This window comes from Allobosea sp. WAO (assembly GCF_001509835.1).
Taxonomy (GTDB): domain Bacteria; phylum Pseudomonadota; class Alphaproteobacteria; order Rhizobiales; family Beijerinckiaceae; genus Allobosea.
The window spans coordinates 129,400-144,329 of record NZ_JXTJ01000003.1; the positions used below are offsets into that span (position 1 = coordinate 129,400).

Genomic DNA, 14,930 nt, shown 5'->3' on the forward strand with positions numbered 1-14,930 from the left:
ATGAAACCCCTCCAGCCGGTCTCCGGCGGCGTCCGCATCGGTTACGGCGTCGCCTTCTTCGCGCTTTTCGTCGCCTTCTGGTCGGTCGCGACCTTCGGCGGCTATGTCCAGAAGCTCTTCCTCGCCGATCCCCTGACCATGATGGCGGAAGGCTGGAACCTGCTCACCGTCCACGGCTTCATGTTCGATATCGGCATGACGATCTGGCGCGTGCTCGGCGGCTTCGTGCTGGCGGTGCTCGTCGCGCTGCCGCTCGGCATCCTGATGGGCGCCTACAAGCCGATCGAGGCCTTCCTCGAGCCCTTCGTCTCCTTCGCGCGCTATCTGCCGGCCTCGGCTTTCATTCCGTTGCTGATCCTCTGGGCCGGCATCGGCGAGACCCAGAAGCTGCTCGTCATCTTCATCGGCTCGGTCTTCCAGATCATCCTGATGATCGCGGTTTCCGTCGGCTCGATCCGGCGTGATCTGGTGGATGCGGCCTATACGCTGGGTGCCAGCGATTCCTCGGTGGTGCGCCGGGTGCTGCTGCCGAACGCAGCTCCCGAGATCGCCGAGATCTTCCGCCTCGTGCTCGGCTGGGCCTGGACCTATGTCATCGTCGCCGAGCTGATCGGTTCGTCCTCCGGCATCGGCCATATGATCGTCGACAGCCAGGCGCTGCTCAACACCGGGCAGATCATCTTCGGCATCATCGTCATCGGCCTGATCGGCCTGATCTCCGATTTCCTGTTCAAGGCGGTCAACCAGCGCCTGTTTCCGTGGGCGCAGGCATGAGCAAGCTTCTGATCGACCAGGTCGGCAAGGTCTTCCCGGCGCGCGGCAAGGGCCAGCCCACGCGCGCGCTGATGCCGACCTCGCTGAAGGTCGCCGACAACGACTTCATCACCATCCTCGGGCCCTCCGGCTGCGGGAAGTCTACGCTCCTGCGCATCATCGGCGGGCTGGAGACGGCGAGCGAGGGCAAGATCCTGCTCGACGGTGCGCCGGTCACCGGGCCGGGAGCCGATCGCGGCTTCGTCTTCCAGAGCTACACGCTCTTCCCCTGGCTGACCGTGGTCCAGAACATCGCCTTCGGCCTGCGCGAGAAGGGCGTATCCGAGCGCGAACGGCTCGACATCGCCCGCAAATGGGCGGAGCGCGTCGGGCTCGCCGGCTTCGTCGATCATTTCCCGAAACAGCTTTCCGGCGGCATGCAGCAGCGTACCGCGATCGCCAGAGCGCTCGCCAATGATCCGAAGATCCTGCTGCTCGACGAGCCCTTCGGCGCGCTCGACAACCAGACCCGCGCGCTGATGCAGGAAATGCTGCTCGGCATCTGGGAGCGCGAGCAGAAGACCGTGCTCTTCGTCACCCACGACATCGAGGAGGCGATCTTCGTCGGCTCGCGCGTGGTGGTGATGAGCGCGCGGCCCGGCCGGATCAAGGCCGACATCGCCATCGACCTGCCGCATCCCAGGCCCTACACGATCAAGACCACGCCGGACTTCGTCGCGCTCAAGGAGCGGCTGGTCGAGGAGATCCGCGTCGAGGCCGTGCTGGCGGCCGAGGGACACTGAGGTGGGTGCCGCAGCGGCACCGCGCTGCGGTTGCATGCTGGGACGGGCCCGGCGGCACTGGCGGCCGCTAGGGTGAAACCCCATCTTTCCTGCAAATGGGGCTGACCGCCGCGATATGCGGTCCGCTTAGGGCGGAATTGCATTGGCTCATCTGCCGCAAGGCGGGGCGCCATTGCCATCTTTGCCTGCAAAGGGGCACTGCCATGAGGTGGGGCCATGCGCGCACTGATTGCAAGGATGCTGTCCCGGTTGGTCCGGGAACCCAGGATTGACGTCGTCTTCGCCGATGGATCGCTGCATTCGGCCGGGTCGGGCACGACCCCGGCCGTGCGGCTGAGGATTGCCGATCGCGAGACCGAATGGCGGCTCGCGCTCGATCCCGAGCTTGCCCTTGGCGAGGCGGTGATGGATGGCCGCGTCATCGTCGAGCGCGGCACGCTCTATCAGCTGCTCGAAGCCTTGGTCTGCGGGCTGTCGCGCCAGCCGCCCTCGGCCTGGGCCGGGGCTTTGGGGCGGCTGCGGGCTTCGCTCCGCCGCATAAAGCAGCACAACACGCCGAGCTGGGCGAAAAGCAACGTCCACCACCACTACGATCTCAAGCGAGCCTTCTTCGAGCTCTTCCTCGACGCCGACCAGCAATATTCCTGCGCCTTCTTCGAGCGGCCGGACGCCACGCTGGAGGAGGCGCAGGAGGCCAAGAAGCGTCGGATCGCCGCGAAGCTGGCGCTGGAGCCAGGCCAGCGGGTTCTCGACATCGGCAGCGGCTGGGGCGGGCTCGGCCTGAGCATCGCGCGCCAGACCGGCGGCCACGTCACCGGCATCACGCTTTCGGAGGAGCAGTTCGCCCGCTCCAGCGAGCGCGCGGCGGAGTCCGGCCTGCCGGTCGAGTTCCGCCTGCAGGACTATCGCGACGTGAAGGAGCGCTTCGACCGGGTCGTCTCGGTCGGCATGTTCGAGCATGTCGGCGTCGGCTACTACCGTGACTACTTCCGCAAGATCTCGGAGCTGCTCGTCGATGACGGCGTCGCGCTGATCCATACGATCGGGCGCGCCACGCCGCCCGGCGCCACCAATCCCTTCATCGCCAAGCATATCTTCCCGGGCGGCTATATCCCGGCCCTGTCGGAGATATCGGCCGCCGTCGAGAAGGAAGGGCTGGTCATCGCCGATGTCGAGGTGCTGCGCCTGCACTATGCGCAGACGCTGAAGGCCTGGCGCGAGCGCTTCCTGGCGCGCCGCGGCGAGGCTGTCGAGATGTATGACGAGCGCTTCGCCAGGATGTGGGAGTTCTATCTCGCGGCCTCCGAGGCGAGCTTCCGCTATGACGGGCTGGTCGTCTTCCAGCTCCAGCTCGCCAAGCGCCTCGATACGCTGCCGATGACGCGCGACTACATGGTGCCGGGCGTCGCCGCCGGGGCGGGGCCGACATAGCGGGCACGCGGCCGGATCAGTCTTCCGGTCTCGTTCTGCTCCAGCGCATGGGCGAGCCAGCCGGAGCAGCGCGCGGCTGCGAAGATCTGGAAGGGCGCGTCCGCCGGCAGGCCGAACCGCGCAGCGAGCGCGGCCAGCGCGAAATCGATGTTCGGCTCTTCTCCGGTCAGCGCAGCGATGGCGGCCTGCGCCCGCGCATAGGCGGGCTGCAGCGCGAAGGCTTCCAGCAGCACCCGCGCCCGCGGATCTCCGTCGGTGTAGAGCGGGTGGCCGAAGCCCGGCAGCCCCGCGCCGGTCTCCAGCCGCGCCGCGAGGGTCGTCTCCAGGCCGTCGCGCGCGATATCCCGCATCAGCGCCAGCACCCGAGGCGCGATGCCGCCATGTAAGGGGCCGGAGAGCGCGGCGAGGCCCGCCATCGCGCAGGCGGCGAGCGAGGCCCCGGTCGAGGCGGTGACGCGGGCCGCGAAGGTCGAGGCGTTGAGCTCATGGTCGGCGAGCAGCACCAGCGCGCGCCGGATTGGCTCGGCGCCTTCCACTTCGCAGCCCCAGGCTCGCGCCAGCCTCGCATGGATCGGCCCTTCGCCCGGCTCGCCGGCGATGGCGTCGACCAGCGCGTCGAGCACGGCGGCGGCTTCGAGATAGAGCGCCTTCTTGGCCCGCCCGGCCATCGGCCGGTCGCTCGCGGCCCGTGCAGCGATCACTGCGAATGTCCGCGCCAGCGGCTCGCCCGGCGGCACGATCGTCGCCTGCGGCGGGAAGCGTTGGGAGCCGCAATCCCAGAGCAGGCGGGCGATATCCTCCAGCTTGGCGTTCTCGGCGAGGCGCGCCGCATCCTGCCCGCGATACCAGAGGCCGCCGCGCTCGATCGTGGTGATGGCGGAGGCCAGCACCGGCTCGCCATAGGCGATCGCATCCTCCGCGATCGCGGCCGGACGACGGCCGCGCGCCTTGCGATGCTCCAGCCGGGCGACGTCCTCGGCCCGGTAGAGGCTGCGGCGCGAATCTCCGGCATCGCTGCGCGCCTCGATCAGCCCGCGGCTGACATAGGCGTAGAGCGTCTGCGGCTTCAGGCGCAGCCGCGCCATCGCCTCCTGAGCCGTCAGCCAGTCCTGCATCGCTCCTCCATCCGATACATTGATTATATTGTTCAAGATTGATTGTAGCAATGCGAGAGCCGATTTTCGAGACGAACGCTTTTGAGGAGTTCCTGACATGTCCGATGGTCTCGATGACGTCGTCGCCGCTCATACCGTGCTCTCCGAAGTCGACGGCGCGGCCGGCCGCCTAGTGATCCGCGGCCATAGTCTCGCCGAGCTCGCCGGCCGCACCAGCTTCGAGGAGATGGCGGCGCTGATGTTCGACGGCTTGCTGCCCGGTCTGCCGCAGGGCCGCGAGCTCTCGGCGGCGCTCGCCAAGGCCCGCGCCGACCTCTTCGGCATCGTCGAGCGCACTGCGCTCTCGGACGGTCTGGGCCCGGTCGAGGCGATCCGCGCCTGGACGGCGCAGATCGCCGATGGCGAGGGAGCCGACACTGCGCTCAAGTTGCTCGCCGCGCCGGCCGTCTTCACCGCCGCCGCCGTCCGCAAGGGGCGCGGCCTTGCCCCGATCGCCCCTGATCCGGCGCTATCACAGGCGGCCGACACATTGCGCATGCTGCGCGGCGAAGCGCCGACCGCGGCCCAGGCTGCCGCCCTCGACACCTATCTCGTCACTGTCGCCGATCACGGCCTCAACGCTTCGACCTTCGCCGCGCGCGTCGTTGCCTCGACCCGGGCCGGGCTGGTCTCGGCCGTGCTCGCCGGGATCAGCGCGTTGAAGGGCCCGCTGCATGGCGGCGCGCCCGGGCCGGTGATCGAGATGCTCGATGCGATCGGCGAGCCAGCCAATGCCCGCGCCTGGCTGGAGGGTGCGCTCGATCGCGGCGAGCGGCTGATGGGCTTCGGCCATCGCATCTATCGCGTCCGCGATCCGCGCGCCGATGCGCTGAAACAGGCGATCGCCAAGCTCGGCGCCGATGCCGGGCGCCTGCGCCATGCCGAGGCGGTCGAGCAGGCGGCGCTCGCCATCCTGCGCGAGCGCAAGCCCGGCCGTTCGCTCGAAACCAATGTCGAGTTCTACACAGCGCTGCTGCTTGAGGCGCTCGGCTTCCCGCCGGAGGCCTTCACCTGCGTCTTCGCGCTCGGCCGCACCACAGGCTGGCTCGCCCATGCCCGCGAGCAGATCGAGACGGGCCGCCTGATCAGGCCGCAATCGGTTTATGTCGGCCCGCAGCCGCTGCGGGCGGCGTGAGACGTCAGGCTCCTGGTGTGAGGCGGATCGCATAGAGTTCCACCTCGCTGCCACTGACAACCAGCTCGACACGCCCCGGCGCGTCGAGGATCGCACTGTCTCCGGAGGCTAAGCTCGCGTCGTTCACCAGCCAGTCGCCCTTGCGGGTGACCAGCACCAGGAGGCCCTCAGTCGCAGTGAGCGAGCGGGCACCGGAGAGCCGCTCGACAAGGTGCCGCCAGCGACCGCGCCGGCTCATTACGTTGAGGTCGTCGATCGGGCCATCGACCAGCGCGCCGTCGACTGCCCGGTCGGCGGCGAAGGGGTAGGGCGCGCTGCTGCGGTCGAGGTGCACGCGCTCGCCATCGCCGAAGGCCAGGGTAATGCCCGAGCCGGCCAGGACTGACAGTGTCCGGTCGATGCCAGGGAAGGACGAGAATGGCCCGTCCTGCCCGACATGGGCCATGCTGATGCGCCAGTCGAAATCGTTGAGCGAGGCGCCTTGGGGCGCCACCGCGATCTCGGTCGTCGTCCCGCCACCGTTCTTCCACGGCATGACCAGGCAGTCGGCAGCATGGATGATGCGCATGAGGGGCCTCGACCTTGAAGTTCACAGACGCCGTCATTCCGGGGCAGGCCGAAACGCCTGATCCCGGAACCCATGGCCACGACGTTGCTCCAGTTCGTCATGCTCGCCCTTGTGGCGAGCATCCACGTCGTGAGCACCACTGCGATCGCGAAGCGAAAACGTGGATGGTCGGGACAAGCCCGACCATGACAGGGAGGGGCGGTGTTCATGGGGGCCGGGCTCGGCGCTGATGCGCCGCCCCGGAAAGACGTAGAGGTTCGTCAGCCCAGAATTCCCGGCAGCTTCAGCCCCTTCTCCCGGGCGCAGTCGAGCGCGATGTCGTAGCCGGCATCGGCATGGCGCATCACGCCGGTGGCGGGGTCGTTCCAGAGCACGCGCTCCAGGCGCTTGGCCGCTTCCGGAGTGCCATCGGCGACGATGACGACGCCCGAATGCTGCGAATAGCCCATGCCGACGCCGCCGCCATGGTGCAGCGAGACCCAGGTCGCGCCACCTGCGGTGTTGAGCAGGGCGTTGAGCAGCGGCCAGTCGGAGACCGCGTCCGAGCCGTCCTTCATCGCCTCGGTCTCGCGGTTGGGCGAGGCGACCGAGCCGGAATCGAGATGGTCGCGGCCGATCACGACCGGGGCCTTGAGCTCGCCCTTCGCCACCATCTCGTTGAAGGCGAGGCCAAGCCGGTGGCGGTCGCCGAGGCCGACCCAGCAGATCCGCGCCGGCAGGCCCTGGAACTGGATGCGCTCGCGCGCCATGTCGAGCCAGTTGTGCAGGTGCTTGTCGTCCGGCAGCAGCTCCTTGACCCGCTGGTCGGTGCGGTAGATGTCCTCCGGATCGCCGGAGAGCGCGGCCCAGCGGAACGGGCCGATGCCGCGGCAGAACAGCGGGCGGATATAGGCCGGCACGAAGCCCGGGAAATCGAAGGCATTGTCGACGCCCATGTCCTTGGCCATTTGGCGGATATTGTTGCCATAGTCGAGCGTCGGCACGCCCATGCGCTGGAAGTCGAGCATCGCCTTGACGTGCTCGGCCATCGACTTCTTGGCGGCCTCGATCGTGCCGGCCGGATCGCGCTCTTTGCGCTCTTCCCATTCTTCCAGTGTCCAGCCTGCCGGCAGATAGCCGTTGAGCGGGTCATGGGCCGAGGTCTGGTCGGTGACGACGTCGGGGCGGATGCCGCGGCGGACCATGTCGGGGAAGATCTCGGCGGCATTGCCGAGCACGCCGACTGAGACGGCCTTGCCCTTGGCATGGGCGGCTTCGATGATCTCTAGGGCTTCGTCGACGCTGTCGGCCTTCTCGTCGAGATAGCGGGTGCGCAGGCGGAACTCGATCGAGGACGGCTTGCACTCGACCGCGATCATCGAGGCACCGGCCATGGTCGCGGCGAGCGGCTGGGCGCCGCCCATGCCGCCGAGGCCGCCGGTCAGGATCCACTTGCCCTTGAGGCTGCCATTATAGTGCTGGCGGCCGACCTCAACGAAGGTCTCGTAGGTGCCCTGAACGATGCCCTGCGTGCCGATATAGATCCAGGAACCGGCCGTCATCTGGCCGTACATCATCAGCCCGGCCTTATCGAGATGATGGAAGTGCTCCCAGTTGGCATAGGCCGGCACGAGGTTGGAGTTCGCGATCAGCACGCGTGGCGCGTCGGGGTGCGTCCTGAAGATGCCGACCGGCTTGCCGGACTGGACCAGCAGGGTCTCGTCGGCCTCGAGTCCGCGCAAGGCGCCGACGATCCGGTCGAAATCCTCCCAGGTGCGGGCGGCGCGGCCGATGCCGCCATAGACCACGAGCTCGCCCGGCTTCTCGGCGACATCCGGGTCGAGATTATTCATCAGCATGCGCAGCGCCGCTTCCGTCAACCAGGACTTGGCGGTGCGGTCGGTGCCTCTCGGGCTGCGGATGACGCGGCTGTTGTCGATGCGGGTCATGACTTCGTCCGTTCGATTTGGCTGGCCGCTGCGAGCGCGGCTTCGATCATGGCGGAGAGGGCGGATTGCAGGCTGGCGGCGCGGGCGGCGTCGAAGGTCCAGGGCGCAGCTTCGTCTTCGAGGTAGGCCGAGAGCGCGATCTCCATCTGGAGCGCGTGCACATGGTCGGCCGGATGGCCGTAGTGGCGGGTGATCCAGCCGCCCTTAAAGCGGCCGTTGACGACCTGGGTGAAGGCGCTGCCGGCCATCGCCTTGACGGCCGCCGCCTCCACCGCGGGTGCAGCACTCAGCCCGGAATTTGTGCCGAGATTGAGCGTCGGCAGGGTGCCCTCGAACAGGCGCGGGATCACCGATTTGATCGAATGGCAGTCCCAGAGCAGGCAGAAGCCGTGTTGCGCCTTGGCATGCGCGATCTCGGCGGCGAGTGCCTGATGATAGGGGTGGAAATAGGCGCCGCGCCGGCGCGCGATTTCCGCCTCGTCGGGAGCCGCTTTCCAGATCGGCGTGCCGTCGAAGGTGGTGGTCGGCACGAGTTCGGTCGTCGCCTGGCCGGGATAGAGCGAGACGCCGGCCGGGTCGCGATTGAGGTCGATGACGAAGCGCGACAGCTGCGCCTCGACGATGGTCGGCTGGAAGCGCTCGGCGAAGCCATAGAGCTGGCGCATGTGCCAGTCGGTGTCTTCGACCAGCATTCCGCGCGCGTTGAGCTGTGCCGCGACCCCGGCCGGCAGAGCCGTGCCGGGATGCGGCATCGACAGGACGAGCGGCGAGGAGCCGCGCGTGACGGAGACGATGTCGGCGCTCATGGGTTGTCTCCCGCGTCATGCTCGGCCTTGTGCCGAGCATCCACGTCTTGAACACCACGCTCGCCCAGCGAAGACGTGGATGGTCGGGACAAGCCCGAAGATGACGGCAAGGGCGCGCTCCTCACGCCGAAAGCTCCGCGAAGCTATCCACCCCCGCGGCCTTGCCGAGCGCCCCCGAGAGCACGAGCTCCGTCGCCGCCGCGAGGTCGGGCGCGAGATAGCGGTCTTCCGTCAGCGGGGCGATCTTGGCCCGGATCAGCGCCAGCACCGGCTCAAGCCGCGGCGAGGTCTTCAGCGGCCGATGATGCTCGATCGCCTCGGCCGCGGCCATCAGCTCGACCGCAACGATGCTCGCCGCGTTCTTCGCCATCTCGATCAGGCGGAAGGCGCCATGCGTCGCCATCGAGACATGGTCTTCCTGGTTGGCCGAGGTCGGGATGGTGTCGACGGAAGCCGGATAGGCCTTCTGCTTGTTCTCGGAGGCCAGCGCCGCGGCGGTCACCTGCGCGATCATGAAGCCGGAGTTGAGGCCGGCATCGCGGGCGAGGAAGGGCGGCAGCCCGCTCATCACGGGGTCGACCAGCAGCGCGATCCGGCGCTCGGCGAGATTGCCGATCTCGCAGACGCCGATCGCCAGCATGTCGGCGGCAAAAGCGACTGGCTCGGCGTGGAAATTGCCGCCCGAGACGATCTCGCCCGGCCCCAAAACCAGCGGGTTGTCGGTAACGGCATTGGCCTCGATCGCCAGCGTCGCGGCGGCGTTGCCGAGAAGGTCGCGCACCGCGCCCATCACCTGCGGCTGGCAGCGCAGCGAATAGGGGTCCTGCACCTTGCTGTCGCCGAAGCGATGGCTCTCGCGGATCTCGCTGCCCGCGACGAGGTCGAGCAGCAAGGCCGCGACCTTGATCTGGCCGGGCTGGCCGCGCAGTTTCTGGATGCGCGGGTCGAAAGGCGTGTCGGAGCCCTTCAGCGCATCGACCGAGAGCGCGCCAGCGATCAGCGCCGCATCGAAGACGCGGGCGATGCTGGCGAGCCCGGCGAGGGCCAGCGAAGCCGAGACCTGCGTGCCGTTGATCAGCGCCAGGCCTTCCTTGGCGCCGAGCGCGAGCGGCGCCTGGCCGATGCGCTTCAGCGCCTCGGCGGCCGGCAGCACCTCGCCCTTCAGCCTGATCTCGCCGACGCCCATCAGCGCGGCGGTCAGATGGGCGAGCGGGGCGAGGTCGCCGGAGGCGCCGACCGAGCCCTTGGCAGGTACGACCGGAAGCGCGCCGGCCCGGAGCGCGCCGACCAGCGCCTTGACCACGACGGGCCGCACGCCCGAGGCGCCGCGCGCCAGGCTCGCCGCCTTCATGGCGAGGATCAGGGCGACGACTTCGTCGGGCAGGTCCGGACCGGTGCCGACCGCATGCGAGAGGATGAGATTGCGCTGCAGCGTCGCAAGGTCGGCATCGGCGATGCGGACGCTGGCGAGCTTCCCGAAGCCGGTGTTGACGCCATAGGTCACGGTGCCGGCGGCAACGATGTCGTCGACGATCGCCTGGGCGCCGGCGATCGCGCCGGTCCCGGTCAGGGTGACGGTGGCGCCGTCGAGGACATGGCGCCAATCGGCGAGGCGGGCCTCGCCGGGGGTGAGGGAGAGCGTGGTCATTGTCCGTTCCGGATGCGGGCGTAAAGCGGGTTGAAGCCGATGCGATAGGCGAGCTCGGCCGGGCGCTCGATCTCCCAGATCGCGAGATCGCAGGCTTTCCCGGCCTCCAGCGTGCCGGTTTCGTCCTGAAGGCCGAGCGCGCGGGCGGCGTTTCGGGTCATGCCGGCCAGCGCCTCCTCCGGCGTCAGCCGGAACAGGGTGCAGCCCATGTTCATGGTCAGGAGCGGCGAGGTCAGCGGCGAGGTGCCGGGATTGGCGTCGGTCGCGAGCGCGATCGGCACGCCGTGCTGGCGCAAGAGCTCGATCGGCGGCTTCACAGTCTCGCGCAGGAAGTAGAAGGCGCCGGGCAGGATCACCGCGACCGTGCCGGCCCTGGCCATGGCGACGACACCGGCCTCGTCGAGATGTTCGAGATGATCGGCCGAGAGCGCGCCCATGCCGGCGGCGAGCGCTGCCCCGCCGAGATTGGAGAGCTGCTCGGCGTGGATCTTGATCGCAAGCCCCTTCGCCTTAGCCGCGGCGAAGACGCGCGCGGTCTCCTCGGGCGAGAAGGCGATGCCCTCGCAGAATACGTCGACGGCGTCGGCGAGGTCGCCGGCCGCAACGGCATCGAGCATCGGCCCGGTGACAAGGCCGATATAGTCGCCGGAGCGGCCCTTGAACTCGGGCGGCACGGCGTGGGCGCCGAGGAAGGTGGTGACGACCCGAACCGGGCGCTCGCGGCCGAGCCGGCGGGCGACGGCGAGCACCTTGACCTCGCTTGCGGTGTCGAGCCCGTAGCCCGACTTGATCTCGACGGTGGTGACGCCCTCTGCGATCAGCGCGGCGAGGCGCTTGTCGGCGCTGGCGAAGAGCTCGTCCGCACTCGCCGCGCGGGTCGCCTTGACTGATGAGACGATGCCGCCGCCGGCGCGGGCGATCTCCTCATAGCTCGCGCCCTTCAGACGCAGTTCGAACTCATGGGCGCGGTCGCCGCCATAGACGAGATGGGTGTGGCAATCGATCAGGCCGGGCGTGATCCAGCGGCCCTCGCAATCGATGGTCTCGGCTGCCGAGAAGGCGGGCGCCGTGCTGCGCGGCCCGGCGTAGATGATGCGCCCGTCGCGTGCCGCGATGACCCCGTCCTCGATCGCGCCATAGGGCGCATGGGCGTTTGCCGCCATCGTCGCCAGGCGCGCATTCAGCCAGAGCCGGTCGCAGCTCAAAGACGCTTCCGCCACCATTGCCCCTCGTACCCTCTCGACTTCGCTTTCGTTCCGGGTAAGCTAGCCAATTGCATATGCAAAAGGCAAGCGTTTAATTGCATATGCAATTGAAGAGGTGGATGGCATGGCGGCCAGGCAGGAACTGTATCTTGAGGAAGTGTTGCTGCCTGAAGGCTTCGCACGCGGCGTCACGCTGCATGTCGAGGACGGCGTCATCGCCTCGGTCTCCCGTGATGGCGCGGCTCCGACGGGAGCGACCCGCCTGCCGGGGCTGACCTTGCCCGGCCTGCCGAATCTGCACAGCCACACCTTCCAGCGCGGCATGGCCGGCCTGTCCGAGCGGCGCGGCGCTTCCGAGGATTCGTTCTGGACCTGGCGCGAGGTGATGTACCGCTTCCTCGACCGGCTGAACCCCGACGATGTCCAGGCCATCGCCGCTCAGGCCATGGTCGAGATGCTCGAAGGCGGCTTCACCGCGCTCGCCGAGTTCCACTATCTGCATCACGACAAGGACGGCCGCGAATATGCCGGGATCGCCCGCATGGCCGAGGCGATCGCGGCCGCGGCGGAGGAGAGCGGCATTGGGCTGACCCTGCTGCCGGTGCTCTATCGCTATGGCAATTTCGGCGCTGCGCCGGCGGCGCCCGGCCAACGCCGCTTCCTCAATGACCGCGACGCCTATCTGCGGCTTCTCGCAGGCAGCGAGAAGGCGGTTGCATCCTTGCCGGATGCGCGCGTCGGCGTCGCTCCCCATTCGCTCCGGGCTGTGGCACTCGACGACTTGCCGTGGATCGCGGCGCTCAGGCCTGAAACGCCGATTCACATTCATGTCGCCGAGCAAATGCGCGAGGTCGAGGACAGCATCGCGATCACCGGCCGTAGGCCGGTGGAGCTGCTGCTTGAGAACGCTGAGGTCGACGAGCGCTGGTGCCTGATCCACGCCACGCATCTGAGCGAGGCCGAGCGCGACGCCATCGCGCGCAGTGGCGCAGTCGCCGGACTCTGCCCGATCACGGAGGCCAATCTCGGCGACGGCATCTTCGACGGGGTCCATTATCGCGCCGCCGGAGGACGCATCGGCGTCGGCAGCGATTCCAACATTGAGATCGGTGCGGCCGGCGAATTGCGGATGCTGGAGTATTCGCAGCGCCTGCGCGACCGGCGCCGCGCGCTCTGGGCCGAACCGGGCACCTCGGCCGGCGCCCGCCTCTGGCAGGATGCCTGCGCCGGCGGCGCTCAGGCCTGCGGGCGGGCGATCGGCGTCATCGCGCCGGGAGCGAGGGCCGATCTGGTGTCGCTCGATAGCAACCATCCGGCGTTGATCGGCAAGGCCGGCGATTTCGCGCTCGACAGTGCGGTCTTCGCAGCCCCCGCCTTGCCAGTCGAAAGCGTCATCGTCGGTGGAAAGCCTGTGGTCAGCGGCGGCCGGCACATTGACCGGGCCCGCATCGCCGCGCGCTATGGCACGGTCATCCTAAATCTGCTCGCCTGAGCCGGAAAGAGTCCATGTCCGCAAGCCAGATCGACGCCGTAGCTCTCGATGGCGCCGGTCCGCTCTATGACCAGATCCGGCGCGCCATCCGCGACCTGATCCTCAACGGCGCCTGGCCGCCGGGGACGGTCGTGCCGCCCGAACATGCCCTGATGGAGCGCCTCGGTGCCTCCCGCATGACGGTGCACCGCGCTCTGGGCCAGCTTGCGCGCGAGGGGTTGATCACGCGCCGACGCCGCTCCGGCACGATCGTCGCGAGCCCGCCGGCCAGCCATGCCATGCTCGACATCCTCTCCATTCCCGAAGAGGTGCGCGGGCTTGGGCATGAGTATTCCTACAGGATCCTGGCGCGGCGGGATGGTCGCGCGCTACGGCCGGTGGTCGCGCTGTTTGAGCTCGGTCGTGCCGTCGAAGTGGTGCGTCTGACGGTGCTGCACTATGCCGACGGCGTGCCGCATGTGCTGGAAGAGCGGGTGATCCATCTGGCCACCGTGCCGGCGGCGGAGCAGGAGCAGTTCGTCGCGATCCCGCCGGGCGACTGGTTGCTGCAGAACAGCCTGTGGTCACAGGCCGAGCACGCGATCAGCGCTGTCGCCGCGGAGGCCGATCAGGCCAAATTGCTCGCCATCGGCGAGGGCGAGCCCTGCCTTCTCGTCGAGCGGCGCACCTGGAACCAGGGCGATCCCGTCACGGCGGTGCGCCTGCTTTATCCCGGCGGCCGTCATCGCTTCGTCGGCCGCTTCGGGCCTTACGGCAACGTCTGACCACCGACGAGGGCGGCCGCGCCGACCCTCGTCATCGAAATCATCCAATCAGGCCTGCTCAGCAGGCGTAGCTGACGCGGCGGCCCCACTCGTCCCGCCCGACGCAGACCCGGTCGCGCGTGGTCGCATTTCCAATGATCGCGCCGCCAACGCCGCCGATCGCAGCGCCCGCCACCGCGCCACCGGCGCGGCCGGTCGCGAGCCCGCCGATAAGGGCGCCGGTGCCGGCGCCGATCACGGCGCCCGTCGCCGTGTTCTCCTCACGCGCCGTGCAGGCGCCGAGGGACGCGGCGGCCAGGGCGACGATGATGAGTTTTTTCATGGCTTTAGTCCTCGCGTTGAGCCGGAGGCGGGGAGGGGCTGCCTCGCCTCCTCGGCTGGGTCGTCATTCGCCGGGGCATGATCCGACACGCTCCGGGCAGCCACCGCAGGAGGCGGCGACGGCCCATCACCTGCGGCATCAACGAGGCGCGCCGGCGAAGGTTCCGGATCGGGACCAGGCCCGTGGGCGACGGGTCTGAAATCCGGATGTGACCACCTGCAGCAGCCATGATCGCCCAGCCGGCGAGGCTCGTCGAATTTGTCTGTCTTGCCGTGGAACAGCGACCGCATTGCGGCGTTGGTTTGGCAGGCCGGTCGAACTGGCCCAGTGAATTCGACGGAGGGAAAAAGATGAGCGCAACGATGACCGCGGCGGCAGCCGCTGCCAACCCGCTGATCGCCGGAGCCCGCGTCGCGGGAACAGATGTCTACAACGCCACTGGCGAGCATCTCGGCTCGATCTATGACGTGATGCTCGACAAGGCCACGGGCAAGGTCGCCTACGCCATCATGTCGTTCGGCGGCTTTCTCGGCCTCGGTGAGAAGTATCACCCGGTCCCGTGGAGCATGCTCGACTACGATGTCGATCGTGGTGGCTATGTCGTGCCGCTGACCCGCGAGAAGCTCGAGGCCGCGCCGATGTACGGCAGCGACGGCGAGCCCGACTGGCACGACAAGGACTATGGCAAGCGCGTGCACGACTACTACGGCACCATGCCCTACTGGATGATGTGACGGCCCCTGCGGCTTTCGCTTCTCCAAGGCGCAGGTCGCGGCGATTGCTATCCCCCCAGCCGGATCGCTGCGACAGCGTGATGCGGGCCGAAAGGCCCGCATCTTTTTTAGGGCAGGTGCCCGTGTCGAGGCTGCTGCTCATGCCGACGTCGGTTCAGGCCGCAAATCGGCGGTGACCGGCGAGTTC

General features: G+C 68.5%; 14 protein-coding genes. 7 read left to right on the top strand and 7 right to left on the bottom strand.

Annotation, left to right across the window (positions count from 1 at the left end; genetic code table 11):
- From DK26_RS02210 to DK26_RS02220, 3 genes are all read left to right on the top strand, one after another.
- Positions 1-774 (top strand): ABC transporter permease, encoded by a 774-nt coding sequence (locus DK26_RS02210; RefSeq protein ID WP_066467867.1) that lies wholly within the window; start codon positions 1-3, stop codon positions 772-774.
- Entirely contained in the window at positions 771-1,556 is a 786-nt protein-coding gene (locus tag DK26_RS02215) for an ABC transporter ATP-binding protein (RefSeq protein WP_066467869.1), read from the top strand. Before DK26_RS02210 ends, DK26_RS02215 begins: the two co-directional genes overlap by 4 nt.
- A gap of 216 nt (positions 1,557-1,772) precedes the next feature.
- Positions 1,773-2,987, top strand: coding sequence for a cyclopropane-fatty-acyl-phospholipid synthase family protein (locus DK26_RS02220; RefSeq protein WP_066467871.1), 1,215 nt, complete (start codon positions 1,773-1,775; stop codon positions 2,985-2,987).
- Here the strand turns inward: DK26_RS02220 and DK26_RS02225 are convergent.
- Complete coding sequence (locus DK26_RS02225; RefSeq protein WP_066467872.1) at positions 2,945-4,102, bottom strand: citrate synthase family protein; 1,158 nt, start codon at positions 4,100-4,102, stop codon at positions 2,945-2,947. The genes DK26_RS02220 and DK26_RS02225 overlap by 43 nt on opposite strands.
- A 97-nt stretch (positions 4,103-4,199) precedes the next feature.
- On the opposite strand from DK26_RS02225, the gene DK26_RS02230 reads away from it, so the two are divergent.
- Positions 4,200-5,276 carry a citrate synthase/methylcitrate synthase gene (locus tag DK26_RS02230; RefSeq protein ID WP_066467873.1) on the top strand — a complete coding sequence of 359 codons (1,077 nt, stop codon included), beginning with the start codon at positions 4,200-4,202 and terminating at the stop codon, positions 5,274-5,276.
- Positions 5,277-5,280: 4 nt separating this feature from the next.
- Here the strand turns inward: DK26_RS02230 and DK26_RS02235 are convergent, their stop codons facing one another.
- The 5 genes from DK26_RS02235 to hutI form a co-directional block, all read right to left on the bottom strand.
- Positions 5,281-5,844: a HutD family protein gene (locus DK26_RS02235; RefSeq protein ID WP_066467874.1), complete on the bottom strand. Its 564-nt coding sequence runs from the start codon at positions 5,842-5,844 to the stop codon at positions 5,281-5,283.
- Positions 5,845-6,104: 260 nt separating this feature from the next.
- Entirely contained in the window at positions 6,105-7,772 is a 1,668-nt protein-coding gene (hutU, locus tag DK26_RS02240) for a urocanate hydratase (protein WP_066467875.1), read from the bottom strand.
- Positions 7,769-8,578, bottom strand: coding sequence for an N-formylglutamate deformylase (gene hutG / locus DK26_RS02245; protein ID WP_066467877.1), 810 nt, complete (start codon positions 8,576-8,578; stop codon positions 7,769-7,771). The genes hutU and hutG overlap by 4 nt, the downstream gene beginning before the upstream one ends.
- A 121-nt stretch (positions 8,579-8,699) precedes the next feature.
- Complete coding sequence (hutH, locus tag DK26_RS02250) at positions 8,700-10,226, bottom strand: histidine ammonia-lyase (RefSeq protein WP_066467879.1); 1,527 nt, start codon at positions 10,224-10,226, stop codon at positions 8,700-8,702.
- On the bottom strand, positions 10,223-11,431 hold the full coding sequence (gene hutI, locus DK26_RS02255) for an imidazolonepropionase (RefSeq protein ID WP_248309861.1): 1,209 nt from the start codon (positions 11,429-11,431) through the stop codon (positions 10,223-10,225). Before hutI ends, hutH begins: the two co-directional genes overlap by 4 nt.
- Positions 11,432-11,555: 124 nt before the next feature.
- On the opposite strand from hutI, the gene DK26_RS02260 reads away from it, so the two are divergent.
- The gene (locus DK26_RS02260) at positions 11,556-12,923 is read left to right on the top strand and encodes a formimidoylglutamate deiminase (RefSeq protein ID WP_066467883.1); all 1,368 of its coding nucleotides are present in this window, start codon (positions 11,556-11,558) and stop codon (positions 12,921-12,923) included.
- A gap of 14 nt (positions 12,924-12,937) precedes the next feature.
- Complete coding sequence (gene hutC, locus DK26_RS02265; RefSeq protein ID WP_066467889.1) at positions 12,938-13,687, top strand: histidine utilization repressor; 750 nt, start codon at positions 12,938-12,940, stop codon at positions 13,685-13,687.
- A 58-nt stretch (positions 13,688-13,745) separates the two neighbouring features.
- Here hutC and DK26_RS02270 read toward each other — a convergent pair whose 3' ends face one another.
- Entirely contained in the window at positions 13,746-14,009 is a 264-nt protein-coding gene (locus tag DK26_RS02270; RefSeq protein WP_066467896.1) for a glycine zipper domain-containing protein, read from the bottom strand.
- 350 nt (positions 14,010-14,359) lie between these two features.
- On the opposite strand from DK26_RS02270, the gene DK26_RS02275 reads away from it, so the two are divergent.
- Complete coding sequence (locus tag DK26_RS02275) at positions 14,360-14,743, top strand: PRC-barrel domain-containing protein (protein WP_066467897.1); 384 nt, start codon at positions 14,360-14,362, stop codon at positions 14,741-14,743.
- Positions 14,744-14,930: the final 187 nt, after the last annotated feature.